19 protein-coding genes are annotated in these 21,754 nt (G+C 67.0%); 9 read left to right on the top strand and 10 right to left on the bottom strand.

Annotated elements, in window-relative coordinates:
• Nucleotides 1–134: 134 nt before the first annotated feature.
• Complete coding sequence (locus IM784_RS09025) at nucleotides 135–1,700, bottom strand: AbgT family transporter (protein ID WP_199554975.1); 1,566 nt, start codon at nucleotides 1,698–1,700, stop codon at nucleotides 135–137.
• Nucleotides 1,701–1,851: 151 nt separating this feature from the next.
• Between IM784_RS09025 and IM784_RS09020 the strand changes: the two genes are divergently transcribed.
• Entirely contained in the window at nucleotides 1,852–3,666 is a 1,815-nt protein-coding gene (locus tag IM784_RS09020; RefSeq protein ID WP_199554974.1) for an SLC13 family permease, read from the top strand.
• Between the two features lie 183 nt (nucleotides 3,667–3,849).
• Here IM784_RS09020 and IM784_RS09015 read toward each other — a convergent pair whose 3' ends face one another.
• From IM784_RS09015 to hslV, 3 genes are all read right to left on the bottom strand, one after another.
• The gene (locus IM784_RS09015) at nucleotides 3,850–4,029 is read right to left on the bottom strand and encodes a hypothetical protein (protein WP_199554973.1); all 180 of its coding nucleotides are present in this window, start codon (nucleotides 4,027–4,029) and stop codon (nucleotides 3,850–3,852) included.
• A 205-nt stretch (nucleotides 4,030–4,234) separates the two neighbouring features.
• A complete protein-coding gene (gene hslU / locus IM784_RS09010) occupies nucleotides 4,235–5,575 on the bottom strand; it encodes an ATP-dependent protease ATPase subunit HslU (protein ID WP_199554972.1) in 1,341 nt (446 codons plus the stop codon).
• Nucleotides 5,575–6,117 (bottom strand): ATP-dependent protease subunit HslV, encoded by a 543-nt coding sequence (gene hslV, locus IM784_RS09005; protein WP_207791711.1) that lies wholly within the window; start codon nucleotides 6,115–6,117, stop codon nucleotides 5,575–5,577. The genes hslU and hslV overlap by 1 nt, the downstream gene beginning before the upstream one ends.
• A gap of 119 nt (nucleotides 6,118–6,236) precedes the next feature.
• Here hslV and IM784_RS09000 point away from each other — a divergent pair, with 119 nt between their 5' ends.
• Both IM784_RS09000 and IM784_RS08995 read left to right on the top strand, forming a co-directional pair.
• A complete protein-coding gene (locus tag IM784_RS09000) occupies nucleotides 6,237–7,367 on the top strand; it encodes a DUF2157 domain-containing protein (RefSeq protein ID WP_199554971.1) in 1,131 nt (376 codons plus the stop codon).
• Nucleotides 7,364–7,858, top strand: a complete 495-nt coding sequence (locus tag IM784_RS08995) for a GDYXXLXY domain-containing protein (RefSeq protein ID WP_199554970.1) — start codon at nucleotides 7,364–7,366, stop codon at nucleotides 7,856–7,858. The genes IM784_RS09000 and IM784_RS08995 overlap by 4 nt, the downstream gene beginning before the upstream one ends.
• On the opposite strand, the gene IM784_RS08990 is transcribed toward IM784_RS08995, so the two are convergent.
• Entirely contained in the window at nucleotides 7,827–9,290 is a 1,464-nt protein-coding gene (locus IM784_RS08990) for an oligosaccharide flippase family protein (RefSeq protein ID WP_199554969.1), read from the bottom strand. The two genes, IM784_RS08995 and IM784_RS08990, sit on opposite strands and share 32 nt — an antisense overlap.
• 65 nt (nucleotides 9,291–9,355) lie before the next feature.
• Between IM784_RS08990 and IM784_RS08985 the strand changes: the two genes are divergently transcribed.
• The gene (locus tag IM784_RS08985) at nucleotides 9,356–10,705 is read left to right on the top strand and encodes an MFS transporter (RefSeq protein ID WP_199554968.1); all 1,350 of its coding nucleotides are present in this window, start codon (nucleotides 9,356–9,358) and stop codon (nucleotides 10,703–10,705) included.
• 3 nt (nucleotides 10,706–10,708) lie between these two features.
• Here IM784_RS08985 and IM784_RS08980 read toward each other — a convergent pair whose 3' ends face one another.
• Both IM784_RS08980 and argB read right to left on the bottom strand, forming a co-directional pair.
• Entirely contained in the window at nucleotides 10,709–11,140 is a 432-nt protein-coding gene (locus tag IM784_RS08980) for a hypothetical protein (RefSeq protein WP_199554967.1), read from the bottom strand.
• A complete protein-coding gene (argB, locus tag IM784_RS08975; protein WP_199554966.1) occupies nucleotides 11,137–12,060 on the bottom strand; it encodes an acetylglutamate kinase in 924 nt (307 codons plus the stop codon). The genes IM784_RS08980 and argB overlap by 4 nt, the downstream gene beginning before the upstream one ends.
• 98 nt (nucleotides 12,061–12,158) lie before the next feature.
• On the opposite strand from argB, the gene coaBC reads away from it, so the two are divergent.
• Nucleotides 12,159–13,337 carry a bifunctional phosphopantothenoylcysteine decarboxylase/phosphopantothenate--cysteine ligase CoaBC gene (gene coaBC / locus IM784_RS08970; RefSeq protein WP_199555083.1) on the top strand — a complete coding sequence of 393 codons (1,179 nt, stop codon included), beginning with the start codon at nucleotides 12,159–12,161 and terminating at the stop codon, nucleotides 13,335–13,337.
• On the opposite strand, the gene IM784_RS08965 is transcribed toward coaBC, so the two are convergent.
• Both IM784_RS08965 and IM784_RS08960 read right to left on the bottom strand, forming a co-directional pair.
• The gene (locus tag IM784_RS08965; RefSeq protein ID WP_199554965.1) at nucleotides 13,334–15,523 is read right to left on the bottom strand and encodes a M20/M25/M40 family metallo-hydrolase; all 2,190 of its coding nucleotides are present in this window, start codon (nucleotides 15,521–15,523) and stop codon (nucleotides 13,334–13,336) included. The two genes, coaBC and IM784_RS08965, sit on opposite strands and share 4 nt — an antisense overlap.
• 60 nt (nucleotides 15,524–15,583) lie before the next feature.
• Nucleotides 15,584–16,051, bottom strand: coding sequence for an Lrp/AsnC family transcriptional regulator (locus IM784_RS08960; RefSeq protein WP_408015287.1), 468 nt, complete (start codon nucleotides 16,049–16,051; stop codon nucleotides 15,584–15,586).
• A 98-nt stretch (nucleotides 16,052–16,149) separates the two neighbouring features.
• Between IM784_RS08960 and putA the strand changes: the two genes are divergently transcribed.
• From putA to IM784_RS08940, 4 genes are read left to right on the top strand one after another with little or no spacing between them, the layout of a single operon-like run.
• Nucleotides 16,150–19,767 carry a trifunctional transcriptional regulator/proline dehydrogenase/L-glutamate gamma-semialdehyde dehydrogenase gene (gene putA / locus IM784_RS08955; protein ID WP_199554964.1) on the top strand — a complete coding sequence of 1,206 codons (3,618 nt, stop codon included), beginning with the start codon at nucleotides 16,150–16,152 and terminating at the stop codon, nucleotides 19,765–19,767.
• A gap of 20 nt (nucleotides 19,768–19,787) precedes the next feature.
• The gene (gene dut, locus IM784_RS08950; protein ID WP_199554963.1) at nucleotides 19,788–20,264 is read left to right on the top strand and encodes a dUTP diphosphatase; all 477 of its coding nucleotides are present in this window, start codon (nucleotides 19,788–19,790) and stop codon (nucleotides 20,262–20,264) included.
• Between the two features lie 7 nt (nucleotides 20,265–20,271).
• Nucleotides 20,272–21,018, top strand: a complete 747-nt coding sequence (locus tag IM784_RS08945; RefSeq protein WP_199554962.1) for a HesA/MoeB/ThiF family protein — start codon at nucleotides 20,272–20,274, stop codon at nucleotides 21,016–21,018.
• Nucleotides 21,000–21,317 carry a DsrE family protein gene (locus tag IM784_RS08940; protein WP_199554961.1) on the top strand — a complete coding sequence of 106 codons (318 nt, stop codon included), beginning with the start codon at nucleotides 21,000–21,002 and terminating at the stop codon, nucleotides 21,315–21,317. The genes IM784_RS08945 and IM784_RS08940 overlap by 19 nt, the downstream gene beginning before the upstream one ends.
• Here the strand turns inward: IM784_RS08940 and IM784_RS08935 are convergent.
• On the bottom strand, nucleotides 21,310–21,744 hold the full coding sequence (locus tag IM784_RS08935; RefSeq protein WP_199554960.1) for a flagellar export chaperone FliS: 435 nt from the start codon (nucleotides 21,742–21,744) through the stop codon (nucleotides 21,310–21,312). The two genes, IM784_RS08940 and IM784_RS08935, sit on opposite strands and share 8 nt — an antisense overlap.
• Nucleotides 21,745–21,754: the final 10 nt, after the last annotated feature.

Genomic DNA, 21,754 nt, shown 5'->3' with positions numbered 1-21,754 from the left:
TGGAGAAAGAAGTGAAAGAGCGCAGCCAAGCTGCGCCGTCGGACGGGTTCGGCGAACTGTGGTTCGCCGCCCCGCCGCCCGTGACTGCGGCGAGTCCGCGAATTACGGCTGCGCCGTAATCGCGGCCGCCTTCGTCAGAATCCCCACGGAATCCCCAGCAGATACCAACCCACCAAAATCGCCGTCCAGATCGGCACCAGCCACATCGTATAGGGCAGCATGATCGCGATCACCGTGCCCACGCCGGCGTCCTTCACATATTGCTGGCAATAGATCACCACGAGCGGGAAATAGCCCATCAGTGGCGTCACCACGTTCATCGGGGAATCCGCCACCCGATAGGCCGCCAGCACCGTCGCCGGATCGCTGCCCAGCTGGATGAACAGCGGGATGAAGATCGGCGCGAAGATCGCCCATTTCGGAATGGCACCGGGCATGATCACGTCCAGCAGCAGAATCGCAATCACAAAGCCGATGATCAGCGTCACCGAACCCAGGTTCGCCGCCACCAGCATGTCGGCCATGTTCACCGCCAGCACCGTGGCGATGTTGGTGAAGCCGAAGAACGCAAGAAACTGCGCGATCACCAGAAACAGGAACACCAGCGGCCCCATGTTGCGGAAGGTCTGGTCGATCATGCCAATGGCCTGCGAAGCCGAGTTCAGCGTTTTCGCCCCGATCCCATAGGCGACACCCACACCCAGGAAAAGGATCGCCACCAGCACGATCAGACCGTGCATCAGCGGCGAGTTGGAAATCAGCGAGCCGGTTTCGGGGTTGCGGAACACAGCCCCCTCGCCCCAGCTCAGCGCCACGATGGCGGCAAGGATCGCGAGCAGCGTCCACCCGGCATAGCGCAGCCCGCGCGCTTCGGCTTCCTCCCCCGGGCCGGCATCCTTGGCATCGGCCGCGCTGGTTCCCTCGGCCGCAACCGGCCCGGCCTCAGCCGGGTCATATTTGCCCAGATGCGGCTCCACATATTTCTCGGTGATCCACGCGCACAGCGCCGCCATCGCGACGAGACTGACGATGGAGAACCACATGGTCGCCGTCAGGTCCAGCGTCAGCCCCGGCTGTACCAGCGCGATGGCATCGTTGGTGATTTCCGTCAGCGCCCCGTCCAGCGGCGTGATGAGGATATTGACGCCAAAGATCGCCGAGACCCCGGCAAAGGCCGCTGCAATCCCCGCCAGCGGGTGCCGCCCCAGGCTCATGAAGGCCATCGCCCCCAGCGGGATCAGCACCACATAGCCGGCATCCGCCGCAATCGAGGAAAGCCCGCCCAGCAGCACGATCACAAAGGTGATGAAGCGGGCGGGCGTCACCTTCACGATCTTGCGGATCAGCGCCGCCACCAGCCCTGTCTGCTCGGAAACGCCGACGCCGATCATCGCGACCAGGATCATCCCCGTCGCGGTAAAGCCCATGAAATTGTCGACCCAGCTGGTCAGCATGAAGCGCAGGCCCTCGGTCGAAAGCAGGCTCTGCACCGCTACCACGCGGCTGGTCAGATTGCCGTCTGCATCCGTCGTCTCCAGCGTCACCGAGGATCCCAGCGCCGACAGGATGACAGAGGCGACAATCACCACGCCGATCATCACCAGGAAAATCACCGCAGGGTGCGGAACCTTGTTCCCCACCTTCTCGATGCCATCCAGCATCCGGTCCATGAACCCACGCTTGGCGCCAACTTCCGCCATATACTTTCCCCCCGCTGCACCCCGGCCATATATCCGAGGCAAGGCACTGAAGCGATTTCGACTCCTTTCGCCTCCCCCTGTCAACCCGCCGCTCGCCGGTTGCTTTCAAAGCCGCTATGCCCCAGCCTAGAAGAAAGCGGGGGTAGCTGGCTTGAGCGACATCACAATCGTCTTCCTGATCATCGTCGGCGCGGTGATCCTGTTCGTGCAGAACAGGATACCCGTGGTGATCGTCGCGCTCGCGGTTCCCTTCTCCCTCTACATGACCAACGTGCTGTCGCTGCAGGAGGTGTTCTCCGGCTTCGGCGACCCCACCATCATCTTCATCGCCAGCCTGTTCGTGGTCTCGGCGGGGCTGGAGGCTGCGGGCGTCACCGCATGGGTCGGCCAGCAGCTGATCAAATATGCCGGCACCGACAGCCGCGCGCGACTGCTCACCTTCATGATCCTGATCGTCGCCGTCCTCACCGCCATGATCAGCGTCAACGGCGCGGTCGCAGCGCTGCTGCCGGTGGTCGTGGTGATGGCGATCCGCACCAACATCAAGCCGTCGCAACTGCTGATGCCGCTGGCATTCGGCGCGCATTGCGGCTCCATGCTGGCGCTTTCGGGCACGCCCATCTCGGTCATCACCAACGATGCGCTGATGGACGCGACCGGTGACAGTTTCGCCTTTTTCGAGTTCGCCTGGGTGGGCGTGCCGCTTGTGATCGGCGGCATCCTCATCATGTATTTCTTTGGCGAAAAGCTGCTGCCACACACGCAGGGGCCGTCGCTTCCCGGCGACTTCTCGCGCCACGCGCGAACGCTTTCCGAACAATATCGGCTGGACGGGCAGTATTTCCACCTGAAGATCCGGGACGATTCCCCGCTGATCGGCGGCAAGGCCCGCACCATGGATCTCGCCGGCTTCCCCGGCCTGACTATCCTGCGCGTGAAGGGGGCGGGAGGACTCCCGCTCACCGATGAAAGCGTGCTGGCCGCCGGTCAGTCACTGGTGGTGCAGGGTCCACCAGATGTCGTCGCCGCGCTGGCCGATTCCAAGCACCTCTCCGTCCTCCACGCCGGCGAAGAAAAGGGCGTCGAGGACATTCTCTTCAACCGCGCTTCCGGTCTTGCAGAAGTCGTCATCCCGCCCCGCTCGGCGATGATCGGCGACATGGCCTTCCCCGGCATGACCACCCAATCCGGCGACCTTGTGGTGCTGGGCGTGCACCGCGCCGGCGAAGACGCCGGGCCGGGCGCGGTGAAACTGGCCGCTGGCGATACGCTTCTGGTGCAAGGCAGCTGGGAAGCGCTGGACCGCAATCTGGCCGATCCGGCCGTGCTGGTTGTCGACAGCCCTGCGGTGGTCAGGAAACAGGCCGTCCCGCTGGGCTTGAAGGCCAAGACGGCCATCATCATCCTGATCGCGATGGTGGCGATGCTCGCCTTCAATATCGTGCAGCCGGCCATCGCCGGCCTCATTGCGGCGGCGGCGGTGATCCTGTCGGGCATCCTGCGCGTCGAGGAGGCCTATACCAAGATCAACTGGACAACGATCATCCTGGTGGGCGCGATGATGCCGCTCTCCACCGCGATGTTCCAGACCGGCGCGGCGCAGCTGCTGGCCGACAATCTGATCCTGGTGCTGGGCGACGCCGGCCCGACGGCGCTGCTGATGGGCCTGTTCGTGATCTCGGCGATCCTGGGGCAGGTCATATCCAACACGGCGACCGCCCTCATCGTGATTCCCATCGCGACGCTCGCCGCGCACGGCCTGGGCGTGAACGTAACCCCGGTGCTGATGAGCGTGAACGTAGCCTGCGCAGCCGCCTTCCTCACCCCCATCGCCACCCCGGTAAACCTGATGGTGATGGGGCCTGCCGGCTACAAGTTCACCGACTACTGGAAACTCGGGGGGCTCATGATGCTGCTGTTCTTCGTGGTCAGCGTCTTCTGGGTTCCGGTGGTGTGGCCGTTCTAGGCCAAGCGGGGCGCGCGATTAGCGCGAAGCGCTAACTCGCCGACTCCCGCGCAGCGCCCGGCCGGCGGAATCGGCGATCTCTCTCGCCGATCCGTCCGACGAGTCCGGCTCTGCCGGATCCCTTTTTTTCTTGTTCTGCACCCCCAGCCGGACTCGCGCGGCTTTGCCGCGCGGCCGGCCCGCCTACCTCAACTTCGCGATCTTCAGCCCATCCTCCCGCGCCCGGTCCTGCACCGATTCCTCACTCCGCGTCAGCGCTTTGGCAATCGCCTTCAGCCCCATGCCCTTCGCTGCCAGCGTCCGCAGCTTCGCCAGCTCCTCCGGCTTCCACGGTTGCCGGTGCCGCACAAAATCCTGACCCATCGTTGATGATCCTAGCTGTTCAGTTCGCGCATATCAGAAACAGCCGGCCGGCAGCAAAGCTGCCGAGTCCGGCTGAAGTCTGAAGTGCAAGGGAGGGGCACGGCAAAGCCGTGCCGTCGGACTGGCGGGCAATAGAGATTGCCCGCTCAGCCGGCCGTCCTTTCGGCGAGTCTGCGAGTTATGGCCGCGCCATAATCGCAGCCGCCTACAGAATGAACTTGCTCAGATCATTATCCCGCGCAATCGCCGCCAACTGCTTGTCCACATAGGCAGCATCCACGTTGAGCGAAGTCCCTTGCGGAGCGCCAGCCGCCTCGAAGCTCAGCTCTTCCAGCAGCTTTTCCATAACCGTCTGCAAACGCCGGGCGCCGATATTCTCGACCCGATCATTCACCTGCGCGGCGATGTCGGCAATCGCCTCGATGCCGTCGGCGGTGAAGCTCAGCTCCACCCCTTCCGTGCCCATCAGGGCAATATACTGCCGCGTCAAAGACGCCTCCGTGTCGGACAGGATCCGCACGAAATCGCCCTTGCTCAGCCCCTTCAGTTCCACGCGGATCGGCAGGCGGCCCTGCAGTTCCGGCAGCAGGTCGGCAGGCTTCGCCACATGGAAGGCCCCCGAGGCGATGAACAGGATATGGTCGGTCTTCACCGGCCCATATTTGGTCGCAACCGTTGTCCCTTCGATCAGTGGCAGCAGATCGCGCTGCACGCCCTCGCGGGAGACGCTTCCGCCACGCACATCGGAAACGGCGATCTTGTCGATCTCGTCCAGAAACACGATGCCGTTCGCCTCGGCGTTCTTCACCGCCTCGCGCGTCAGGTCGTCGGTATCCAGCCGCTTGTCGGATTCCTCGTTCACCAGCAGCTCCCAGGCGTCCTCCACCGGCATCTTCCGCCGCTTCGTCCGCTTCGGCCCCATGTTCTTCAACATGTCGCCCAGGTTGATCATGCCAACCTGTCCGGGCTGCATGCCGGGAATCTCGAACGGCATGCCGCCGCCCGTGTCCTCGACTTCGATGTCGACTTCCTTGCCCTTCAGTTGCCCGGCAAAGATCCGGTCGCGAAAGGCGAGGCGAGTCGCCTCGCTGGCATCCTTGCCCACAAGGGCATCCAGCAGCCGATCCAGCGCCGCCTTCTCGGCCGCTTCGCGCACGCCTGCCCGCTTCAGCTCGCGCGTCAGGCGGATGGATTCCTCCACCAGGTCGCGGATGATCGAATCCACGTCGCGGCCGACATAGCCGACCTCGGTGAACTTGGTCGCCTCGATCTTCAGGAACGGCGCATCGGCCAGCTTCGCCAGCCGGCGCGAGATTTCGGTTTTTCCGCAGCCCGTCGGCCCAATCATCAGGATATTCTTCGGCGTCACTTCCTCGCGCAGGTCGGCGCTCAGCTGCTGCCGCCGCCAGCGGTTGCGCAGCGCCACCGCCACCGCCTTCTTCGCCTCGGTCTGGCCGACAATGTGCCGATCCAGCGCGGCGACGATGGCCTTGGGGGTCAGGGTGTCAAACCCGGCGAAGGTTTCAGGGTTCACAAGCGTATCCATCACAGGGTTTCCACGGTCAGGTTTTCGTTGGTGTAGACACAGATGTCGGCGGCGATCTTCATCGCCTTTCGCGCGATCGCTTCGGAATCCAGCGGCTGATCCATCAGCGCGCGGGCGGCCGCCAGCGCATAGTTGCCGCCCGATCCGATGGCGGCCACGCCGTCGTTCGGCTCCAGCACGTCGCCTGTGCCGGTCAGGATCAGCATCGTCTCGGCATCGGCGACGATCATCATCGCTTCCAGCCGCCGCAGGTAACGGTCCTGCCGCCAGTCCTTCGCCAGTTCCACACAGGCCCGCGTCAGCTGGCCGGGATAACGCTCCAGCTTCGCTTCCAGCCGCTCGAACAGGGTGAAGGCGTCTGCGGTGGAGCCGGCAAAGCCGCCCACCACCTTGCCGTCAGCACCCAGCCGCCGGACCTTCTTCGCATTGGGTTTCATTACCGTCTGGCCCATCGAGACCTGCCCGTCGCCGGCGATCACGACTTTGCCGTCCTTCTGCACGCCCAGAATCGTGGTGGCGTGCCAGGTCGGAATTTCACGCATCAGGATAGTGCCTTTCATGGGTGCCGGCGAGGAAGCCGGCCCGTTCCCGACCGATGTAGGAAGCCGGAAACGTGGATTGAAGGGTTGCCCATTTCATCGCCTTGCCGCACGTAGGGGGCATGTCGCTGGAAAGCCGTCTCGATACCTGGGTGAAGGCCGGCCTGATCGACCAGCCCGCTGCTGACCGCATCCGCGCCTATGAAGCCGGCACCAGCAAACCGACGGTGCTTTGGGCCATAGCCGGCCTCGGCCTGCTGGCGCTGCTCCTGGGCATCATCCTCGTCATCTCCGCCAACTGGGACATGATCCCCGCCGCGGTGAAGCTTGGCGCCCACATGGCGCTTATGGCAGGCGCCGCGGCCGCCTTCTGGTGGGCGCGCGAACAGGGCAGGCTCTGGATCTCCGAGGCCGCGCTGTTCCTGTTCGCCGGCCTCGTCCTCGCCGGCATTGCGCTGCAGGCACAGGTCTATCAGCTCACAGGCCCCGCCTGGGAGGCGTTCCTGATGTGGCTGGCGCTCGCGGGCCCAGCCCTGCTGATCGCAGGCCGCACCCGGCTTACCGGGCTGGCCTTCGTGGCAGCCGCGCTGATCGGCCCGACGGTCATGGCGGTGGAGGATGTCGACGAGGGCGGCCTGTGGTTGCTGGCGCAGGGCGCAGCGATGGCCGTTCCCGCCACCCTCGTGCTCCTCTCGTTCCTGCTTGACGGCCACCGCAGCGGCTTCCGCCTCACCCTGCGCGAAACCGGCCTTGTCACGCTGATCGGCGGTGCCAGCATCGCGCATTTCGCATGGGCCTCGAATATCACGGGGGCGCAGGCGATGGACAACGCTGTCCGCCTGATCCTGCCCGCAATCGCCAGCGCCGCAGCCATCCTCGTTGGCCGCCGGCAAGGCTTCCCTCGCCCACTTCTGCTGCCGATGCTCGCCGGCCCGGTCCTCGCCTTCGCGCTGGCGCTCGCCATTCCGCACGCCGACCACACGGCCAGCCGGCTTATCGGCGTCGCCATCTTCATCGCGATGTGGGTGGCAGTCGCGCAGGGTGCAGCACAGGCCGGCTGGAACGGCGTCTTCGCCGTCGCCATCGCCGCCATCGGCATCCGCATCTTCATCATCTATATTGAGCTGTTCGGCTCGCTCGCGGCAACTGGCGGCGGGCTCATCCTGGGCGGTCTACTGCTCGTCGGCCTCAGCTATATCTGGCACCGCCTGGTGCAGCGGCGCACGCACGCAAAATCCGGCGAGGCGGCATGAATCGCATCGCCCTCATCGCCGCGCTGCTGCTGCCCTTCCTCGTGCTCGGCGCCGGCATCGCCCGCAACCAGTCGGCCCTGTCGGATGCGCAGGAATGGCGCATCCCCATCGCTGGCTATGATCCGCGCGACCCCTTGCGCGGCCAGTATGTCGCCTTCACCTATGATTGGCGGGTGGCAGGCGATCCGGCGATCTGCGACAAGATGCAGGGCTGCGACCTCTGCCTGGACCGCGACGGCGAACAGGTAACGGCCACCGTCGTTTCAGCCGGCAGCCAGTGCGCCGCCCGCGTCGATCCCCGGCTCAGCCGCATGGACGTCCGCCCGTCCTTCGGCGTCGGCAACTCCCAGTTCGCCAGCCGCATCTTCGTCTCCGAAAGCAGCGCCCCGGCGCTGGAGGAGCAGCTCCGCACCGGGCCGATGGTGGTCGTCGCCGCGCTTACGCCGGATGGCCGGCTCGTCAATCGCGCGATCGAACCCGCCCACCGCTAAACAGCGCCCGGTCGTCAGGCCCGAAACCCCAGCGCCAGATCACGCCCGCAAAGATCAGCAACACGCCCGGTATTGCCACCAGCATTTCGGGCAGCTCCGGCAAGGCCCGCGCTGCATAGCCAAAGGCAAAGGCCAGCCCCCCCGCCGCCAGCAGGCTCCACCGCCAGAAGGCGACCGGCGCCCTCAGCGCCCAGCTCAACACCAGCTGCCGCGCAATCGCCGCCACCGTCAGCGAAATAAGCAAGGCACCCGAGGCGCCCTCGCCACCGAACTGCGGCACCAGAAGCAGGCTGAGCCCGGCCTGCAGCGCCAGGCAGCTCACGGCGATGATCAGATTATAGCGCGGATGCGTATAGATCAGCCCCATCTCCGACACGCTGCTGCTGGCGGCCGCCAGCTCCGCCACCAGCAGGAAGGCCAGCACCAGCCCGCCGGCGGCGAACTCCGGCCCGAACAGCCCCAATATCCCTTCCGCCGGCAGCCCCAGCGCCAGCACCACCGGCAACTGCAAGGCCAGCACCCAGAAACCGACCTGCCTCAGATGCGCCGCCGCCTCATCGGGCTTCCCCGCCTTCAGCGAGGCCGACAACAGCGGCGCCAGAATCGGATCGAAGCTGGAGCGGATCTTCCCCGCCAGCGAGGCCACCTGCTGCGCCACGAAATACAGCCCCACCACGGCAGACGATGCAAACAACCCCAGGATGAACACATCCAGCCGCCGGGTACTCCACTCCACCAGATCGGCCCCCGCAAGCGGCAGGTTGCGTCGGGCAATCCCCAGCATCCGCCCGGTCGAAGGCATCCATCCTTCCGGCCAGCCAAACTGTCGGAACGCCGGCCACAGCGAGGCGGTCACCGCCGCCAGCAGCGACACCGCATAGGCGATCAACAGTCCACCGGGCTTCAGCACGGTAAAGGCAAGCCCGGTCGCGACAAGTGTAAGCACCCAGGGTTCGATCAGCGAACGCGCCCGCACCGCCGGCCCGATCCGATGCCGGAACGCAAGCCCCGCCAGCGACACATCGGCCAGCACGATCGCCGGTATGATCAGCGCAAACCAGCGCCCGGCACCAGTCTCCGCTTCGTCAGGGAACATCAGCCCCGGAAAGAGCAGCAGCACGCCCGTCGCGAGACAGGCCGCCAGCAACCCCAGCAGCAGCGCATCGGCCAGCACCTGCACCTCCGGCCGCCCGTCGCGCGCCATCTCGCCCGCCAGACCCCGCTTCAGCCCCATGGTCGCCAGCGCCGCGGCAAACTCCACCACCATGATCGCATAGGCGAACAGGCCAAGGCTTTCTGCCCCGTAAAGCCGGGCCGCAATCACCAGAAACGGAAAGCGCGCCAGCAATCGCAGCACGAAGCCGGTGAAATTCGTCCGCCCGCCCCTGGCGAGCGCTGCAACATGATTGCCGGCTGTTGGCTCTGCGACCATAGTTGCCAGTAGCGCCCGCAACGGCGGCGCGGCAAGAATTCCCGAAACGGGTCGAAGGGGAGTTGATGCGGGTAGGTTTGCGGCAACTCCTGGCCTGGTGCAGCGCCGGCCTGCCTATCGCCGCCCTCGGGCTTCCCCTCGTCGTCTATCTGCCGCCCTATTATGCCGGAACGCTGGGCCTGCCGCTGGCGACGGTCGGCTTCATCTTTGCGTTCGTCCGCATCGTCGACATCCCCTTCGATCCGCTGATCGGGGCGCTGATGGACAACAGCCGAAGCCGCTGGGGCCAGTTCCGGCCCTGGATGGTGGCGGGGGCGGGGGTGCTGATGCTCGGCGCCTGGCTGATCTTCACGGCCTCTCCGGGCGTCTCGGCAACGGCCACCTTCCTGTCGCTGCTGCTGCTCTACCTCGGCTATTCGTTCGTCAGCCTGTCGCAGGTGTCCTGGGGCTCCCGCCTCTCTCCCGACTATGGCGAACGCGCCCGGATCTTCGGCTACTGGACGGCCTTCAACGTCTTTGGAACGCTGGTGGTGCTGTTCATCCCTCCCATCGCCGGCACACTGATGCCCGAGGCTGGGCCAAATGCCGGCGTGCATGCGATGGGCTGGTTCATCATTGCCCTCATCCCGCTCACCGTGCTCGCCTGCGCCACACTGGTTCCCGAAGGCGAGGCCCCCGGCGAACCTCACGGCTTCAACTTCCGGCAGGTCAGCTCTGCGATCACCGACAGGCGCATGCTGATCCTGCTCGGCACAGACCTGTTCCTGTCGATCGCGCCGGGCATCACCGGCGCGCTGTTCCTGTTTTTCTTCTCGGCGGCGCGCGGCATACCGCAGCACATCGCCTCGATCCTGCTGCTCTGCTATTTCATCGCCGGCCTTGTCGCCGCGCCCTTCTGGATCCGGCTGGCCCGCAGCTGGGGCAAGCACCGCGCCGTCTCGCTCGCCGCCTTCTGGGCGGGCGCAGCCATCTTCCTCGTTCTGCTGGTGCCGCGCGACAACATCCTTTTGTTCGGCATCGCCATGGCCTTCTCAGGCATCCCCTACGCCGCCCCCAACTTCCTGCTCCGGGCGATGATGGCAGACCTGAACGACGCGCAGCGCCTCGACCGGATGGAGGCGGGCCTGCCACCCACCGATCACACCGGGCTGAACTTCGCCGTGCTGACCGCCACGCAGAAACTCGGTTTCGCGATTCCGGTGGGCCTCACCTATCCGCTTCTGGCGCTGATCGGCTTCAACGCGACGCCCGGCGCCGCCAACAGCCAGGCTGCCATCACCGGGCTGGAAATCCTGTTCGTGGCGCCGTCGATGCTGCTCACCAGCATTGCCGCCTGGCTGGCGTGGAAATGGCCGATCACGGCTGAAGTCTACACCGCCATCCGCGCCCGGCTGGTCGCAGCCGAGCAGCGATGAAGCCTATTCGACGACGCGCAGCTCGATATCGGGAATTCGCGTCCAGCCGTTCTTGTCGGTATCCTGCCGCGGCTCGGCGAACTGCGGAATAGCCGCCCACATCTGCCGCGCAAACTCGCTGTCCATCGCTTCGCAGCCGCTGGGGTTCAGGATCTTCAGATCCACCACTTCCCACCGCTCTTCCTCGAAGCCGCGCGACTTCATCTTCGCATCGACGCTGTACTTGTACAGCAGGCCGTCATCGCGGGCCGGCAGGTTGGGGCAGAGATTTTCACGGACTACCCGGCCCGACAGCGGCGCCAGCGGACGCAGAGCCTGCTCGAACATCACCGGATAGGCCCAGACTTCGCCGACCGCTGCCTTGCCGGTGCGGGCGGACGGGGCCGCGGTCGCTGCGGTCGCCATCAGCGCCACTGCCAAAAGAACAAGCCTCATGCCTGCCTCCGCACAAGTGTACCGGCTCCCCGCCGGGTGAATATTTCCAGCAACATGGCATGCGGGACGCGCCCGTCAAGGATGACGGCAGCATCTACACCGCCCTCCACCGCCTGCACGCAGGTCTCCAGCTTGGGGATCATCCCACCCGAAATCGTCCCGTCCGCGACCAGATCGGCCACCTGCGCCGGCGTCAGGTCGGTCAGCAACGAGCCATCCTTCGCCAGCACGCCGGGCACATCGGTCAGCAGGAACAGACGCGCCGCATCCAGCGCGGCCGCCACCGCACCCGCGCAGGTATCGGCATTGATATTATAGGTATGCCCGTCAGCGCCCACGCCGATCGGCGCCACCACCGGCACGAAATCCGCCCCCGTCAGCACGTCCAGCACCTGCCGGTCCACCTTCGCCGGCTCGCCCACAAAGCCCAGGTCCACCACCTGCTCGATGGCGCTGCCCGGATCGCGCGTGCTGCGCTGCACCTTTTCGGCGGTGATGAGGCCAGCATCCTTGCCCGACAGCCCCACCGCCCGGCCGCCGGCCTCGCCGATCCAGCGCACCAGCTCCTTGTTGATGGCGCCCAGCACCATCTCGGCAACCTCGGCGGTTGCGGCATCCGTCACCCGCAGCCCATCGACAAAGCGGCTTTCATGCCCCAGCCGTTTCAGCATCGCGCCGATCTGCGGCCCGCCGCCGTGCACCACCACGGGGCGGATGCCCACCGCCTTCAGCAGCACGATATCCTCGGCAAAATCCCGCGCCAGCTCCGGGTCACCCATGGCGTGGCCGCCATATTTCACCACGAAGGTCTTGCCGGCATAGCGCTGCAGATAGGGCAGGGCTTCCACCAGCACTTCGGTCTTGGCCAGCATCTGGGGGTCGGGCGCGTGGCGCACGCCGGCATGGAGCTTCTCGGTCATGCGCCCGCCCTTTGCACCGGCGGGCCTGCGATGCAATCACAACCGCGTGCGGAGCAAGGTTGGCTTCGTGTGCACGAGCCGCTAGCAATGCCGCCATGCTGGCAGGGAAACGCATCCTTCTGATCATCGGCGGCGGCATCGCTGCCTACAAGTCACTGGAACTGATCCGCGAATTGCGGCGCGGCGGCGCCTCCGTCACGCCCGTCCTCACCAAAGGCGGCACCGAGTTCATCACGCCGCTCTCCGCCTCGGCCCTCTCCGAAAGCAAGGCTTACACCCATCTCTTCGATCTGACCGACGAAGCTGAAATGGGCCACATCCAGCTCTCTCGCTCGGCCGACCTGCTCGTCGTTTGCCCGGCCACTGCCGACCTTCTGGCAAAGATGGCCGCCGGCATGGCCGACGATCTCGCCACCACGCTGCTGCTGGCAACCGACACGCCCGTACTCGCGGCGCCGGCGATGAACGTCCGCATGTGGCAGCACCCGGCCACGCAAGCCAATGTCGCCCTGCTGCGCCAGCGTGGCGTCACCGTGCTGGAGCCCGACGTCGGCCCGATGGCCTGCGGCGAGTTTGGCCCCGGCCGGCTGCCGGAAGTGACCGCAATCGCCGCCGCCATCGGCGCGCAGTTTGCCGACGGCCCCCTGAAAGGCCGGCACATCCTCGTCACCGCCGGCCCCACCCACGAACCGATCGACCCGGTGCGCTACATCGCCAACCGCTCCTCCGGGAAACAGGGCTTCGCGCTTGCAGCAGCCCTCGCGGCACTCGGCGCCAGGGTCACGCTTGTTGCCGGTCCGGTAAACCTGCCCACCCCGCCCGGCGTCACCCGCATAGACATCGAGACCGCGCGCGAAATGGCCGCCGCCGTAGAGGCCGCCCTTCCGGCCGATGCCGCCATCCTGGTCGCCGCAGTCGCCGATTGGGCGGTCGCGCCCCGCACATCCAAGATCAAGAAGGGTGCCTCGGGCCCGCCAAAGCTCGAACTCAGCGAAAACCCGGACATCCTCGCCGGTCTCGCCAGGCATCCCCGCCGGCCGAAGCTGGTCGTCGGCTTCGCGGCCGAAACCGACGACGTCATCCCCAACGCCCAGGCCAAGCTCGCGAAGAAGGGCGTGGACCTCATCGTCGCCAACGACGTCTCGGGCGAGGTGATGGGCGGCGACCGAAACCTCGTCCACCTCGTCACCGCCAGCGGCGTTCAGTCGCTCCCCGAAACCACCAAGGCCAATGTCGCCCGTCAGCTCGCCGCCCGCATCGCTGAGCTTCTCGCTTAATCCAGCCTGACGTCCCGGATGACGGCATTCCGATCGCCGCCATGCACCGCCATTGCCGTGTCCGGCCGCGCCGCCACCAGCGCTTCAGCCGCTGGCCCCGCGCCATAGCTGCTGCGGGTCCAGCGCATCTCCGGCAACAGCGCTCCGGCCTTCAGCTCCAGTGTCACATCCAGCGTGCGACAGGCCCGACCGGTGCAGGAAAGCAGCGTCAGCGGCGCGCGCATCTCGCTCCGCGAACCGTTCACCGTCAGCGCCCGCACGCCGTCCCCCTTGTTGATCTCGAACAGCTGCCGGTCAGCCACAGGCGCCTCGGCCACAAACCGAACCGTCCGCACCCCGCCTGAAACCGTATCAGAAACCTGGGTCAGCTTGCCGACGTCGGCAAGCCTCGGGGCCGGCGCCACCCATTTGCCTTCCTCCGGATCGTCGCGGAACCTCGCGGCCGCCAGCATCGCCGGCGGCAGCGGTCCATTGTCGGAAATCCGGAACGCGCCTGCCCCGTCCACATCCTCGTGCACGATGCTCAGGTGACGCGGCGCATCGCGGCTATAGGCCGACACCAGAAGCGCGGCGACGGTAGCTGCCACCAGCGCCACGCCGAACACCGGCAAGGTCCAGCGGCCACCCCGAACATCCTGCGTTTTGTGCGCGCCGCGGACGGGCATCCAGAACAACAGCATGAAGATCAGGAATAGCGTCGTCGGCGCCGCATATTCCACGAACAGCGCATCCTCCAGCCCGCCGCCCAGCGGCAGCGCCAGCACGAGGAACAGCAGCGCCGCCAGCGCCATCAGCCACGGCACCGCCCGGCGAAGCAGCGGCACAAAGGAGGCCAGCGCCGCCAGAACCAGCGGCACGACCGGCCAGGCGTAAAAGGTCGACAGCCCCGGCATGAAGGCAAAACCGCCCGCCACCAGCAAGCCCAGCAGCACCCAAGTCGCCGCCGCCAGCCGCACCCCATTTTCCACGTTCAGCAGCCGAACAATTCCCAGCGCCCCCAGCAAGGCGCCGGCCGCATAGGCAGTGCGCAGCGCGATCGGCCAGGCCGTGCCATAGTCGCTCTCCGGCCGGATCGCCGCCACCACCATCCCGGCGGCAACAGCAATCAACACCCCAGCCACCAGCGCCAGCAGGGGCGCAAGTCCCGTCCGAACCGCATGCCCGTCCTTCGTCCGCCAGAACAGCATGGCCGAAGCCACCAGCCCGAGCCCAACCAGAACCCCCGCCAGCCACTGCGGCAGCACCAGAAAACGCATCAGCGCAAAATCGGCAAACACCCGGCTCCGCTCCGGCACCTGCGGCGCAGCCGCCGCAAAGCCGAGCGTCGCCGACAGCGCGCTCGCTCCCATGTGCCGCACCGAGTTGCGGTCCAGATGCGCCAGATCGTCGATCGGCGTGTGATAGCGCTTGCCGCCGCCGATGATCGCATAGTTGGCCGCGTCCACCCCCAGCGGCAGCAGCACCGTCAGGTCGGTATCGTTGGGCAGCTGCTTGAACAGGTCGGTAGACAGCATGTTGGCTGCGGGCACGAACCCACCGCGCTGCAGCGCCGCCACATCATTGCCGTTGGGCGTGCTCGTCTGGAACATGCTGGCGATGCCGGTTGTCCCCCGCGCTTCCAGGTTCACCACTGCGCCGATCTGCTTCGCCAGCGGATGGTGCGCCGCAAACGCCGCTGCCCCCACCAGCCCGGCTTCCTCGGCATCGGTGATCAGCACCAGCACCGGCCGCTCCAGCTTCCGCCCCTTCAGCAGATGCGCCACCTCCAGCGCCACCGCCACGCCCATGCCATCGTCGGCAGCACCCGGCCCGGCAGGCACCGAATCATGGTGCGCCGTCACCATCACGGCATCCGGCCCCGGCGCCGTCACCCAGAACATCAGGTTGCGGGGCGAAGCGCACACCGCGGCGCCCGCGCGCCAGTCGTTGCAATGGAACCGCTCGCTGACCTCTGGCGTAAAGCCTAGCCCGCGCACCTGCTGCTCCAGCCGCGCCAGCACCGCGTCATTGGCGTCGGTGCCGGTCGGATGCGGCTTCTGGTCGCCAAGGATAAACTCCAGCCTCGCTATCGCCCGCGCCGTATCGAATTCGGTGTCCACCGCGCGCGGCGCCTCCACGCCGATCGGCCGCACCACCCACAGCAACAACAGGGCTATCCCGATCAGCAGACCCCGATATGCGCGCACACTCGCCCCCTTGCAGACACCTTCGATGTTCCTATCCGGCCTCAGGCAACCGCATGCAACTCAATAGGCGTCGCGCACCGTCTCCATTGCCACATAGGTAGAGGTGCTGGACACATGCGGCAGGCTGGAGATCTTCTCCCCCAGCACGATCCGATAACGGCGGATATCGGCCGTCCGCACCTTCAGCAGATAATCGAAATGGCTGGCGATCATGTGGCATTCCTCCACCTCGGGAATGCGCCGAACCGCGGCATTGAAGGCGCCCAGTGCCTCCTCCCGCGTGTCCGAAAGCTTCACCTCGGCAAAGGCCACATGCTCCATCCCCAGCCGCCGCGGATCGACCACCGCCCGGAATCCGGTAATCACGCCACTGTCCTGCAGCCGCTTCAGCCGCACCTGGCAGGGCGTCTTCGTCAGGCCTACATGGTTGGCAAGGTCGGTGATCGTCATCCGCCCATCCCGCATCAGGGCGTCGAGGATTTTCCGATCGATGCGATCAAGATCGCCTTCCACGCGGTCCATTTTCATCCGTTTGTCCTGTGAACTCGCGAAAACTCAGCCAATCTACCTATAGTTGCGGTATAATACAGCCAGAACGAAATCGCCATCTGCGATAGGATCGGCGCATGCCCGCCTCCCGCTCCATCTTCGCCGCCTTTGCTCCCCCCGTGCGCGAGGCCACTCCGCTCCGAAGCGCCATCACCGCCGCCTATCGCCGACCGGAGCCGGAATGCATCGCCGACCTGCTGCCTGCGGCCACCCTCCCGGAATCGGTGAGCCGCGCTGCCACCGAAACCGCGCGCGCCCTCATCTCCCGCCTTCGCGCCAAGACAAGGGGAAGCGGCGTCGAGGCACTGGTGCAGGAATATGCGCTTTCCAGCCAGGAAGGCGTGGCGCTGATGTGCCTCGCCGAAGCGTTGCTGCGCATCCCAGACACGGCTACCCGCGACGCCCTGATCCGCGACAAGATCGCGCCCGGAGACTGGTCCTCCCACCTCGGCTCCGAACGCTCGCTGTTCGTGAACGCCGCCACCTGGGGCCTCGTCGTCACCGGCAAGCTGGTCGATCCGGTCAACGACGGCGGCCTCGCCTCGGCGCTTGGCCGGCTGGTCGCCCGCGCCGGCGAACCCGTCGTCCGCCGCGGTGTGGATATCGCCATGCGGCTGATGGGCGAACAGTTCGTCACCGGCGAAACCATCGCCGAGGCGTTGAAGCGCGCGCGCGACCAGGAGGCGATCGGCTTCACCTACAGCTTCGACATGCTGGGCGAAGCAGCCGCCACCGCCCGCGATGCAGAGGGTTATTTCACCGCCTACGCCACCGCCATCCACGCCATCGGCAAGTCAGCCGAGGGGCGCGGCCCGATCGCCGGCAACGGCATTTCCATCAAGCTCTCGGCGCTCCACCCCCGCTATTCCCGCGCCCAGTCGGACCGGGTGATGGGCGAACTCCTCCCCCGCGTGAAGTCGCTCGCCCTCCTCGCCCGCTCCTACGACATCGGCTTTAACGTCGACGCCGAGGAAGCCGACCGCCTCGAAATCTCGCTGGACATCCTCGAAAGCCTCGCCCTCGATCCGTCGCTCGCCGGCTGGCAGGGCCTCGGCTTCGTCGTCCAGGCCTATGGCAAGCGCTGCCCCTTCGTCATCGACTGGATCGTCGATCTCGCCCGCCGGGCCAGCCGTCGCATCATGGTGCGGCTGGTGAAGGGCGCCTATTGGGACGCCGAGATCAAGCGCGCGCAAGTCGACGGCCTCGCCGATTTCCCGGTCTACACCCGCAAGATCCACACCGACGTCGCCTATATCGCCTGCGCTGCAAAACTGCTCGCCGCGAAGGACGCGGTTTTCCCGCAATTCGCCACCCACAACGCCCAGACGCTCGCCACCATCTACCAGATGGCCGGCACGGAATTCACGCTTGGCGACTATGAGTTCCAGTGCCTGCACGGCATGGGCGAACCGCTTTACGAAGAGGTCGTCGGCCGCGGCAAACTCAACCGCCCCTGCCGCATCTACGCCCCCGTCGGCACGCACGAAACGCTGCTCGCCTATCTCGTCCGCCGCCTGCTCGAAAACGGCGCCAACTCCAGCTTCGTCAACCGCATCGCCGATCCGGACGTCTCCATCGACGAGCTGGTCGCCGATCCGGTGGCGCTGGTCGCCGCCATGCCAAGCCCGGGCGCCCCGCACGACCTCATCGCCAGCCCGGCCAACCTCTATCCCGGACGCCGCAATTCCGCCGGCCTCGACCTCAGCGACGAAAGCGCGCTCGCAGCGCTCACGCAACAGCTGAACGCCAGCGTCGCAACCGAATGGCTGGCCGCCCCCGAAGACGGCAAGGGTTCCGAACGCCGCATCCACAACCCGGCCGATCACCGCGACATCGTCGGCACCGTCCGCGACATGGCACCCGTGGATGCCGCCGCCGCAGTCGCCCGCGCCGCCGCCTCCCGATGGGGCGACACCCCGGTGGATGCCCGCGCCGCCATGCTCGAACGCGCGGCTGACACACTGCAGGACCGTATGCCGATCCTGATGGGCCTCCTCATGCGCGAGGCCGGAAAGTCCGCCGCCAACTCCATCTCCGAAGTGCGCGAAGCGATCGACTTCCTCCGCTACTATGCTGCAGAAGCCCGCCGCACGCTGGAGGGCGCAACCCCCGTCGGCCCAACCGTCTGCATCTCGCCGTGGAACTTCCCGCTCGCCATCTTCACCGGGCAGCTGGCCGCAGCCCTCGTCGCCGGCAACCCCGTCCTCGCAAAGCCAGCCGAGGAAACTCCGCTGATCGCCGCCGAAGCCGTCCGCCTGCTGCACGCAGCCGGCGTCCCGAACGACGCCCTGCAACTCATCCCCGGCGATGGCCCCGTAGGCGCCGCTCTCGTCGCAGCGCCTGAAACAGCCGCCGTGCTCTTCACCGGTTCCACCGAGGTCGCCCGGCTGATTCAGGCCCAGCTCGCCGCCCGCCTCTCCGCCAGCGGTCAGCCCATCCCCTTCATCGCCGAAACCGGCGGCCAGAATGCGATGATCGTCGACAGCTCCTCTCTCCCCGAACAGGTTGTCGCCGATGTCCTCGCCTCCGCCTTCGACAGCGCCGGCCAGCGCTGCTCGGCGCTCCGAATCCTCTGCCTGCAGGAGGAAGTCGCCGGCCCGATCCTTACCATGCTGAAGGGCGCGCTCGCCGAACTCCGAATCGGCAACACCACACGCCTTTCAGTCGATGTCGGCCCCGTCATCACCCCCGAGGCGAAGGCCGGAATCACGGCCCATATCGAGCTGATGCGCCGCAAGGGTCATCCGATCCAGCAGCTGCCGCTCCCCGCCGAAACCGCATCGGGCAGCTTCGTGCCGCCGACCCTCATCGAAATGGACGATCTCGCCGATCTCCAACGCGAAGTCTTCGGCCCCGTCCTCCACGTCATCCGCTATCGTCGGCAACGGCTGGACAAGCTGATCGATGCCATCAACGCCACCGGCTACGGCCTCACCTTCGGCCTCCACACGCGGCTGGAGGAAACCATCGCGCATGTCACTGGCCGCATCCAGGCCGGCAACCGCTATGTGAACCGCAACATCATCGGCGCCGTGGTCGGCGTGCAGCCCTTCGGCGGGCGTGGCCTTTCCGGCACAGGCCCCAAGGCCGGCGGACCGCTCTATCTCGGCCGGCTGGCGAACCCCACATCGCCGCTGCTCCCCATCGTCCCCGAAGTCGATCCGGCACTTGCGGCACTCGCCGACTGGCTGGAGGACCGGGCGGAATCCGATGCCGCCGCCACCGTCAAGCGCCATGCCGACCAATCGCGCCGGGGCCTCTCGCTCGACCTTCCGGGGCCGGTCGGCGAAAGCAACCGCTACCAGCTGCACGCCCGCGGCACGATCCTGCTGAAGCCCGCAACCGACGCCGGCCTGTGGCAGCAGCTCGCCGCCGCACTCGCCACCGGCAATCGCTTCCTGCTCGAAGGCATGGACCTCCCCGCGGGGCTGCCCGCCGCCGTCCGCAAGCGCCTCGCCACTTCCGATGACATGCTGTCGGGCGCCCTGCTCGAAGGCGACGCGGACCAGATCCTTGCCGGCCTGGCCGAGATCGCCGCCCGACCCGGCGCGGTGCTGCTGGTGCAATCCGCGTCCCCCGCCGAATGCGCATCGGCCAGACCCGCCTACCGGCTGGACTGGCTGGTCGAGGAAATCTCCACCTCCATCAACACCACGGCCGCCGGCGGCAACGCCAGCCTGATGACGCTCGCCTGATCCTGCTCTAAGGCCAGCGGATGACACCCGAAACACCCGAGATCGAACTCCGTGTCGTCGACCAGCGGCTGCACCAATGGGGCCTTCCCCGCTATGAAACCGAACTGGCCGCCGGCGTTGACGTCCGCGCCTGCCTCGACGGACCGCTGATCCTGCAGCCGCAGGCCCCTGCCGTCCTCATCCCCACCGGCTTCGCGGTGCTGATGAACAGCCCCGGCATGGTCGCTTTCCTCCTCGCCCGATCCGGCCTCGGCCACAAGAAGGGGCTGGTGCTGGGGCAGGCGGTCGGCACCATCGATGCCGACTATGCCGACCAGATCTTCGTCAGCGCCTGGTTGCGCACGCCGCCCGGCAGCGAGCCCGTGACGGTGCAGCCCGGAGACCGAATCGCCCAGCTCGTCTTCCTTCCCATCGTCCGCCCCAGTTTCAAGCTGGTAGAGGAATTCACCACCACCACCGCCCGCGGCCTCGGCGGCTTCGGCTCCACCGGAACCTGAAGCGGCGATGCTGTCCGACCAGGAACTGGATCGCTACCAACGGCATATCGTGCTGAAGGAAATCGGCGGCCAGGGGCAGGCACGGCTGCAATCCGCGTCCGTCGCGGTGATCGGCGCAGGCGGCCTCGGCAACCCCTGCCTGCAATATCTCGCCGCCGCCGGCATCGGCCGCGCGACGCTCATCGACGACGACACGGTCGGCCTCTCCAACCTGCAACGCCAGACCCTGTTCACAACCGCCGACATCGGCCGCTCCAAGGTTCAGGTCGCAGCCGAACGCCTCGCAGCCCTCAACCCCCACGTCGTGCTGAACCCCGTCGCCCGGCGCCTCACGCCCGACAACGCCGCAACCCTGCTGGCCGGCCACGACATCATCGCCGATGGCTGCGATACTTTCGCCACCCGCGCCCTCGTCAACCGCAGCGCCGTCGCGCTCGGCATCCCGCTCGTCTCTGCCGCCATCGGCCCGTTCGAGGGCCAGCTCGGCGTCTTCGCCGGCCACCTCGCCGATCAACCCTGCTGGGCCTGCTTTGCCGGGGCCCCCGCCGACATCCCCGGCAACAGCTGCGCCGACATCGGCGTACTCGGCGCCGTCGCCGGCCTCATCGGCTCGGCGCAAGCGCTCGAAGTGCTCCGCCTCGTCACCGGCTTCGGCGAACCGCAACTGGGCCGCCTCTGGCTCTACGAAGGCCTCAGCCTTGCCACCCGCAGCATCCGCGTGCCCAAGGACCCCGCGTGCCCGGTCTGCTCCTGATCGTCACCGACACCGGCGGCGAACGCTTCAACGCGGCGATGGAGCTGGCCGCCGCCACGGCAGCGCTGGGCCGCCCGGTCGCGCTGCTGTTGCGCGGCCCGGCCATCCTGGATCTTGCGCGGAAACCCGTGGCCGACGCGCTCTCCACCCTGCACGAACTCGGCGCCCACATCGCCGCCTGCCAGACGGCGATGGCAACCCACCACCTCGCCGCCGATCAGCTGCCCGACGGCGTCGAACCGTTGGGCATGATCGCTTTCCTGTCCGGCCGCAGCGACTGGCAGACGCTCCTTATCTGATCGCTCCCGCCCCGATGCCCGCCCCAATGCCCGCCCAGGCGCCGCCGATCTCCTCGACAGCCACCCGCGCTTCCGCCAGCCCGGCCTCGGAGCCCGCCAGCAGCCGCGCCCGCAACAGCTCGTAAACCTGCCGCAGCGCCGTTGCGACACTGCCGCCCCGCTCCTCGTCCAGCGTTCCATCGAGCCCGTCGACAATCGCCAGTGCCTTTTCGGTGGCTCGCAGCCGCCGCCCCACATCCCCAAGTCGCAACGCCGCCTCCGCCTCGCGCAGCAGCTGCGCCAGCCGCTGATACAGCATCGCCACCAGCTGGTGCGGCGAAGCCCCGGCCACCCGCGCCTCCAGCGAAACCCGGCCATAGCCGGCAAGCGCGGCAGCAGCAGCAACAGGGCGGGCGTCGGGGCGTTCGGCGGCAAGGGTGGCAGGCATCGGCAATCCT

This window comes from Sandaracinobacteroides hominis (assembly GCF_016464365.1).
Classification (GTDB): Bacteria; Pseudomonadota; Alphaproteobacteria; order Sphingomonadales; family Sphingomonadaceae; genus Sandaracinobacteroides; species Sandaracinobacteroides hominis.
Note: the sequence above shows the minus strand (reverse complement) of the source record. Positions and strands in the feature narration are given on the sequence as shown.

Excerpts from the sequence above, each read along its gene's own strand:
- IM784_RS09025 (WP_199554975.1), bottom strand. The coding sequence starts at position 1,700 with ATGGCGGAAGTTGGCGCCAAGCGTGGGTTCATGGACCGGATGCTGGAT.
- IM784_RS09015 (WP_199554973.1), bottom strand. The coding sequence starts at position 4,029 with ATGGGTCAGGATTTTGTGCGGCACCGGCAACCGTGGAAGCCGGAGGAG.
- hslU (WP_199554972.1), bottom strand. The coding sequence starts at position 5,575 with ATGGATACGCTTGTGAACCCTGAAACCTTCGCCGGGTTTGACACCCTG.
- hslV (WP_207791711.1), bottom strand. The coding sequence starts at position 6,117 with ATGCGTGAAATTCCGACCTGGCACGCCACCACGATTCTGGGCGTGCAG.
- IM784_RS09000 (WP_199554971.1), top strand. The coding sequence starts at position 6,237 with ATGTCGCTGGAAAGCCGTCTCGATACCTGGGTGAAGGCCGGCCTGATC.
- IM784_RS08995 (WP_199554970.1), top strand. The coding sequence starts at position 7,364 with ATGAATCGCATCGCCCTCATCGCCGCGCTGCTGCTGCCCTTCCTCGTG.
- IM784_RS08990 (WP_199554969.1), bottom strand. The coding sequence starts at position 9,290 with ATGGTCGCAGAGCCAACAGCCGGCAATCATGTTGCAGCGCTCGCCAGG.
- IM784_RS08985 (WP_199554968.1), top strand. The coding sequence starts at position 9,356 with ATGCGGGTAGGTTTGCGGCAACTCCTGGCCTGGTGCAGCGCCGGCCTG.
- IM784_RS08980 (WP_199554967.1), bottom strand. The coding sequence starts at position 11,140 with ATGAGGCTTGTTCTTTTGGCAGTGGCGCTGATGGCGACCGCAGCGACC.
- argB (WP_199554966.1), bottom strand. The coding sequence starts at position 12,060 with ATGACCGAGAAGCTCCATGCCGGCGTGCGCCACGCGCCCGACCCCCAG.
- IM784_RS08960 (WP_408015287.1), bottom strand. The coding sequence starts at position 16,051 with ATGAAAATGGACCGCGTGGAAGGCGATCTTGATCGCATCGATCGGAAA.
- putA (WP_199554964.1), top strand. The coding sequence starts at position 16,150 with ATGCCCGCCTCCCGCTCCATCTTCGCCGCCTTTGCTCCCCCCGTGCGC.
- dut (WP_199554963.1), top strand. The coding sequence starts at position 19,788 with ATGACACCCGAAACACCCGAGATCGAACTCCGTGTCGTCGACCAGCGG.
- IM784_RS08945 (WP_199554962.1), top strand. The coding sequence starts at position 20,272 with ATGCTGTCCGACCAGGAACTGGATCGCTACCAACGGCATATCGTGCTG.
- IM784_RS08935 (WP_199554960.1), bottom strand. The coding sequence starts at position 21,744 with ATGCCTGCCACCCTTGCCGCCGAACGCCCCGACGCCCGCCCTGTTGCT.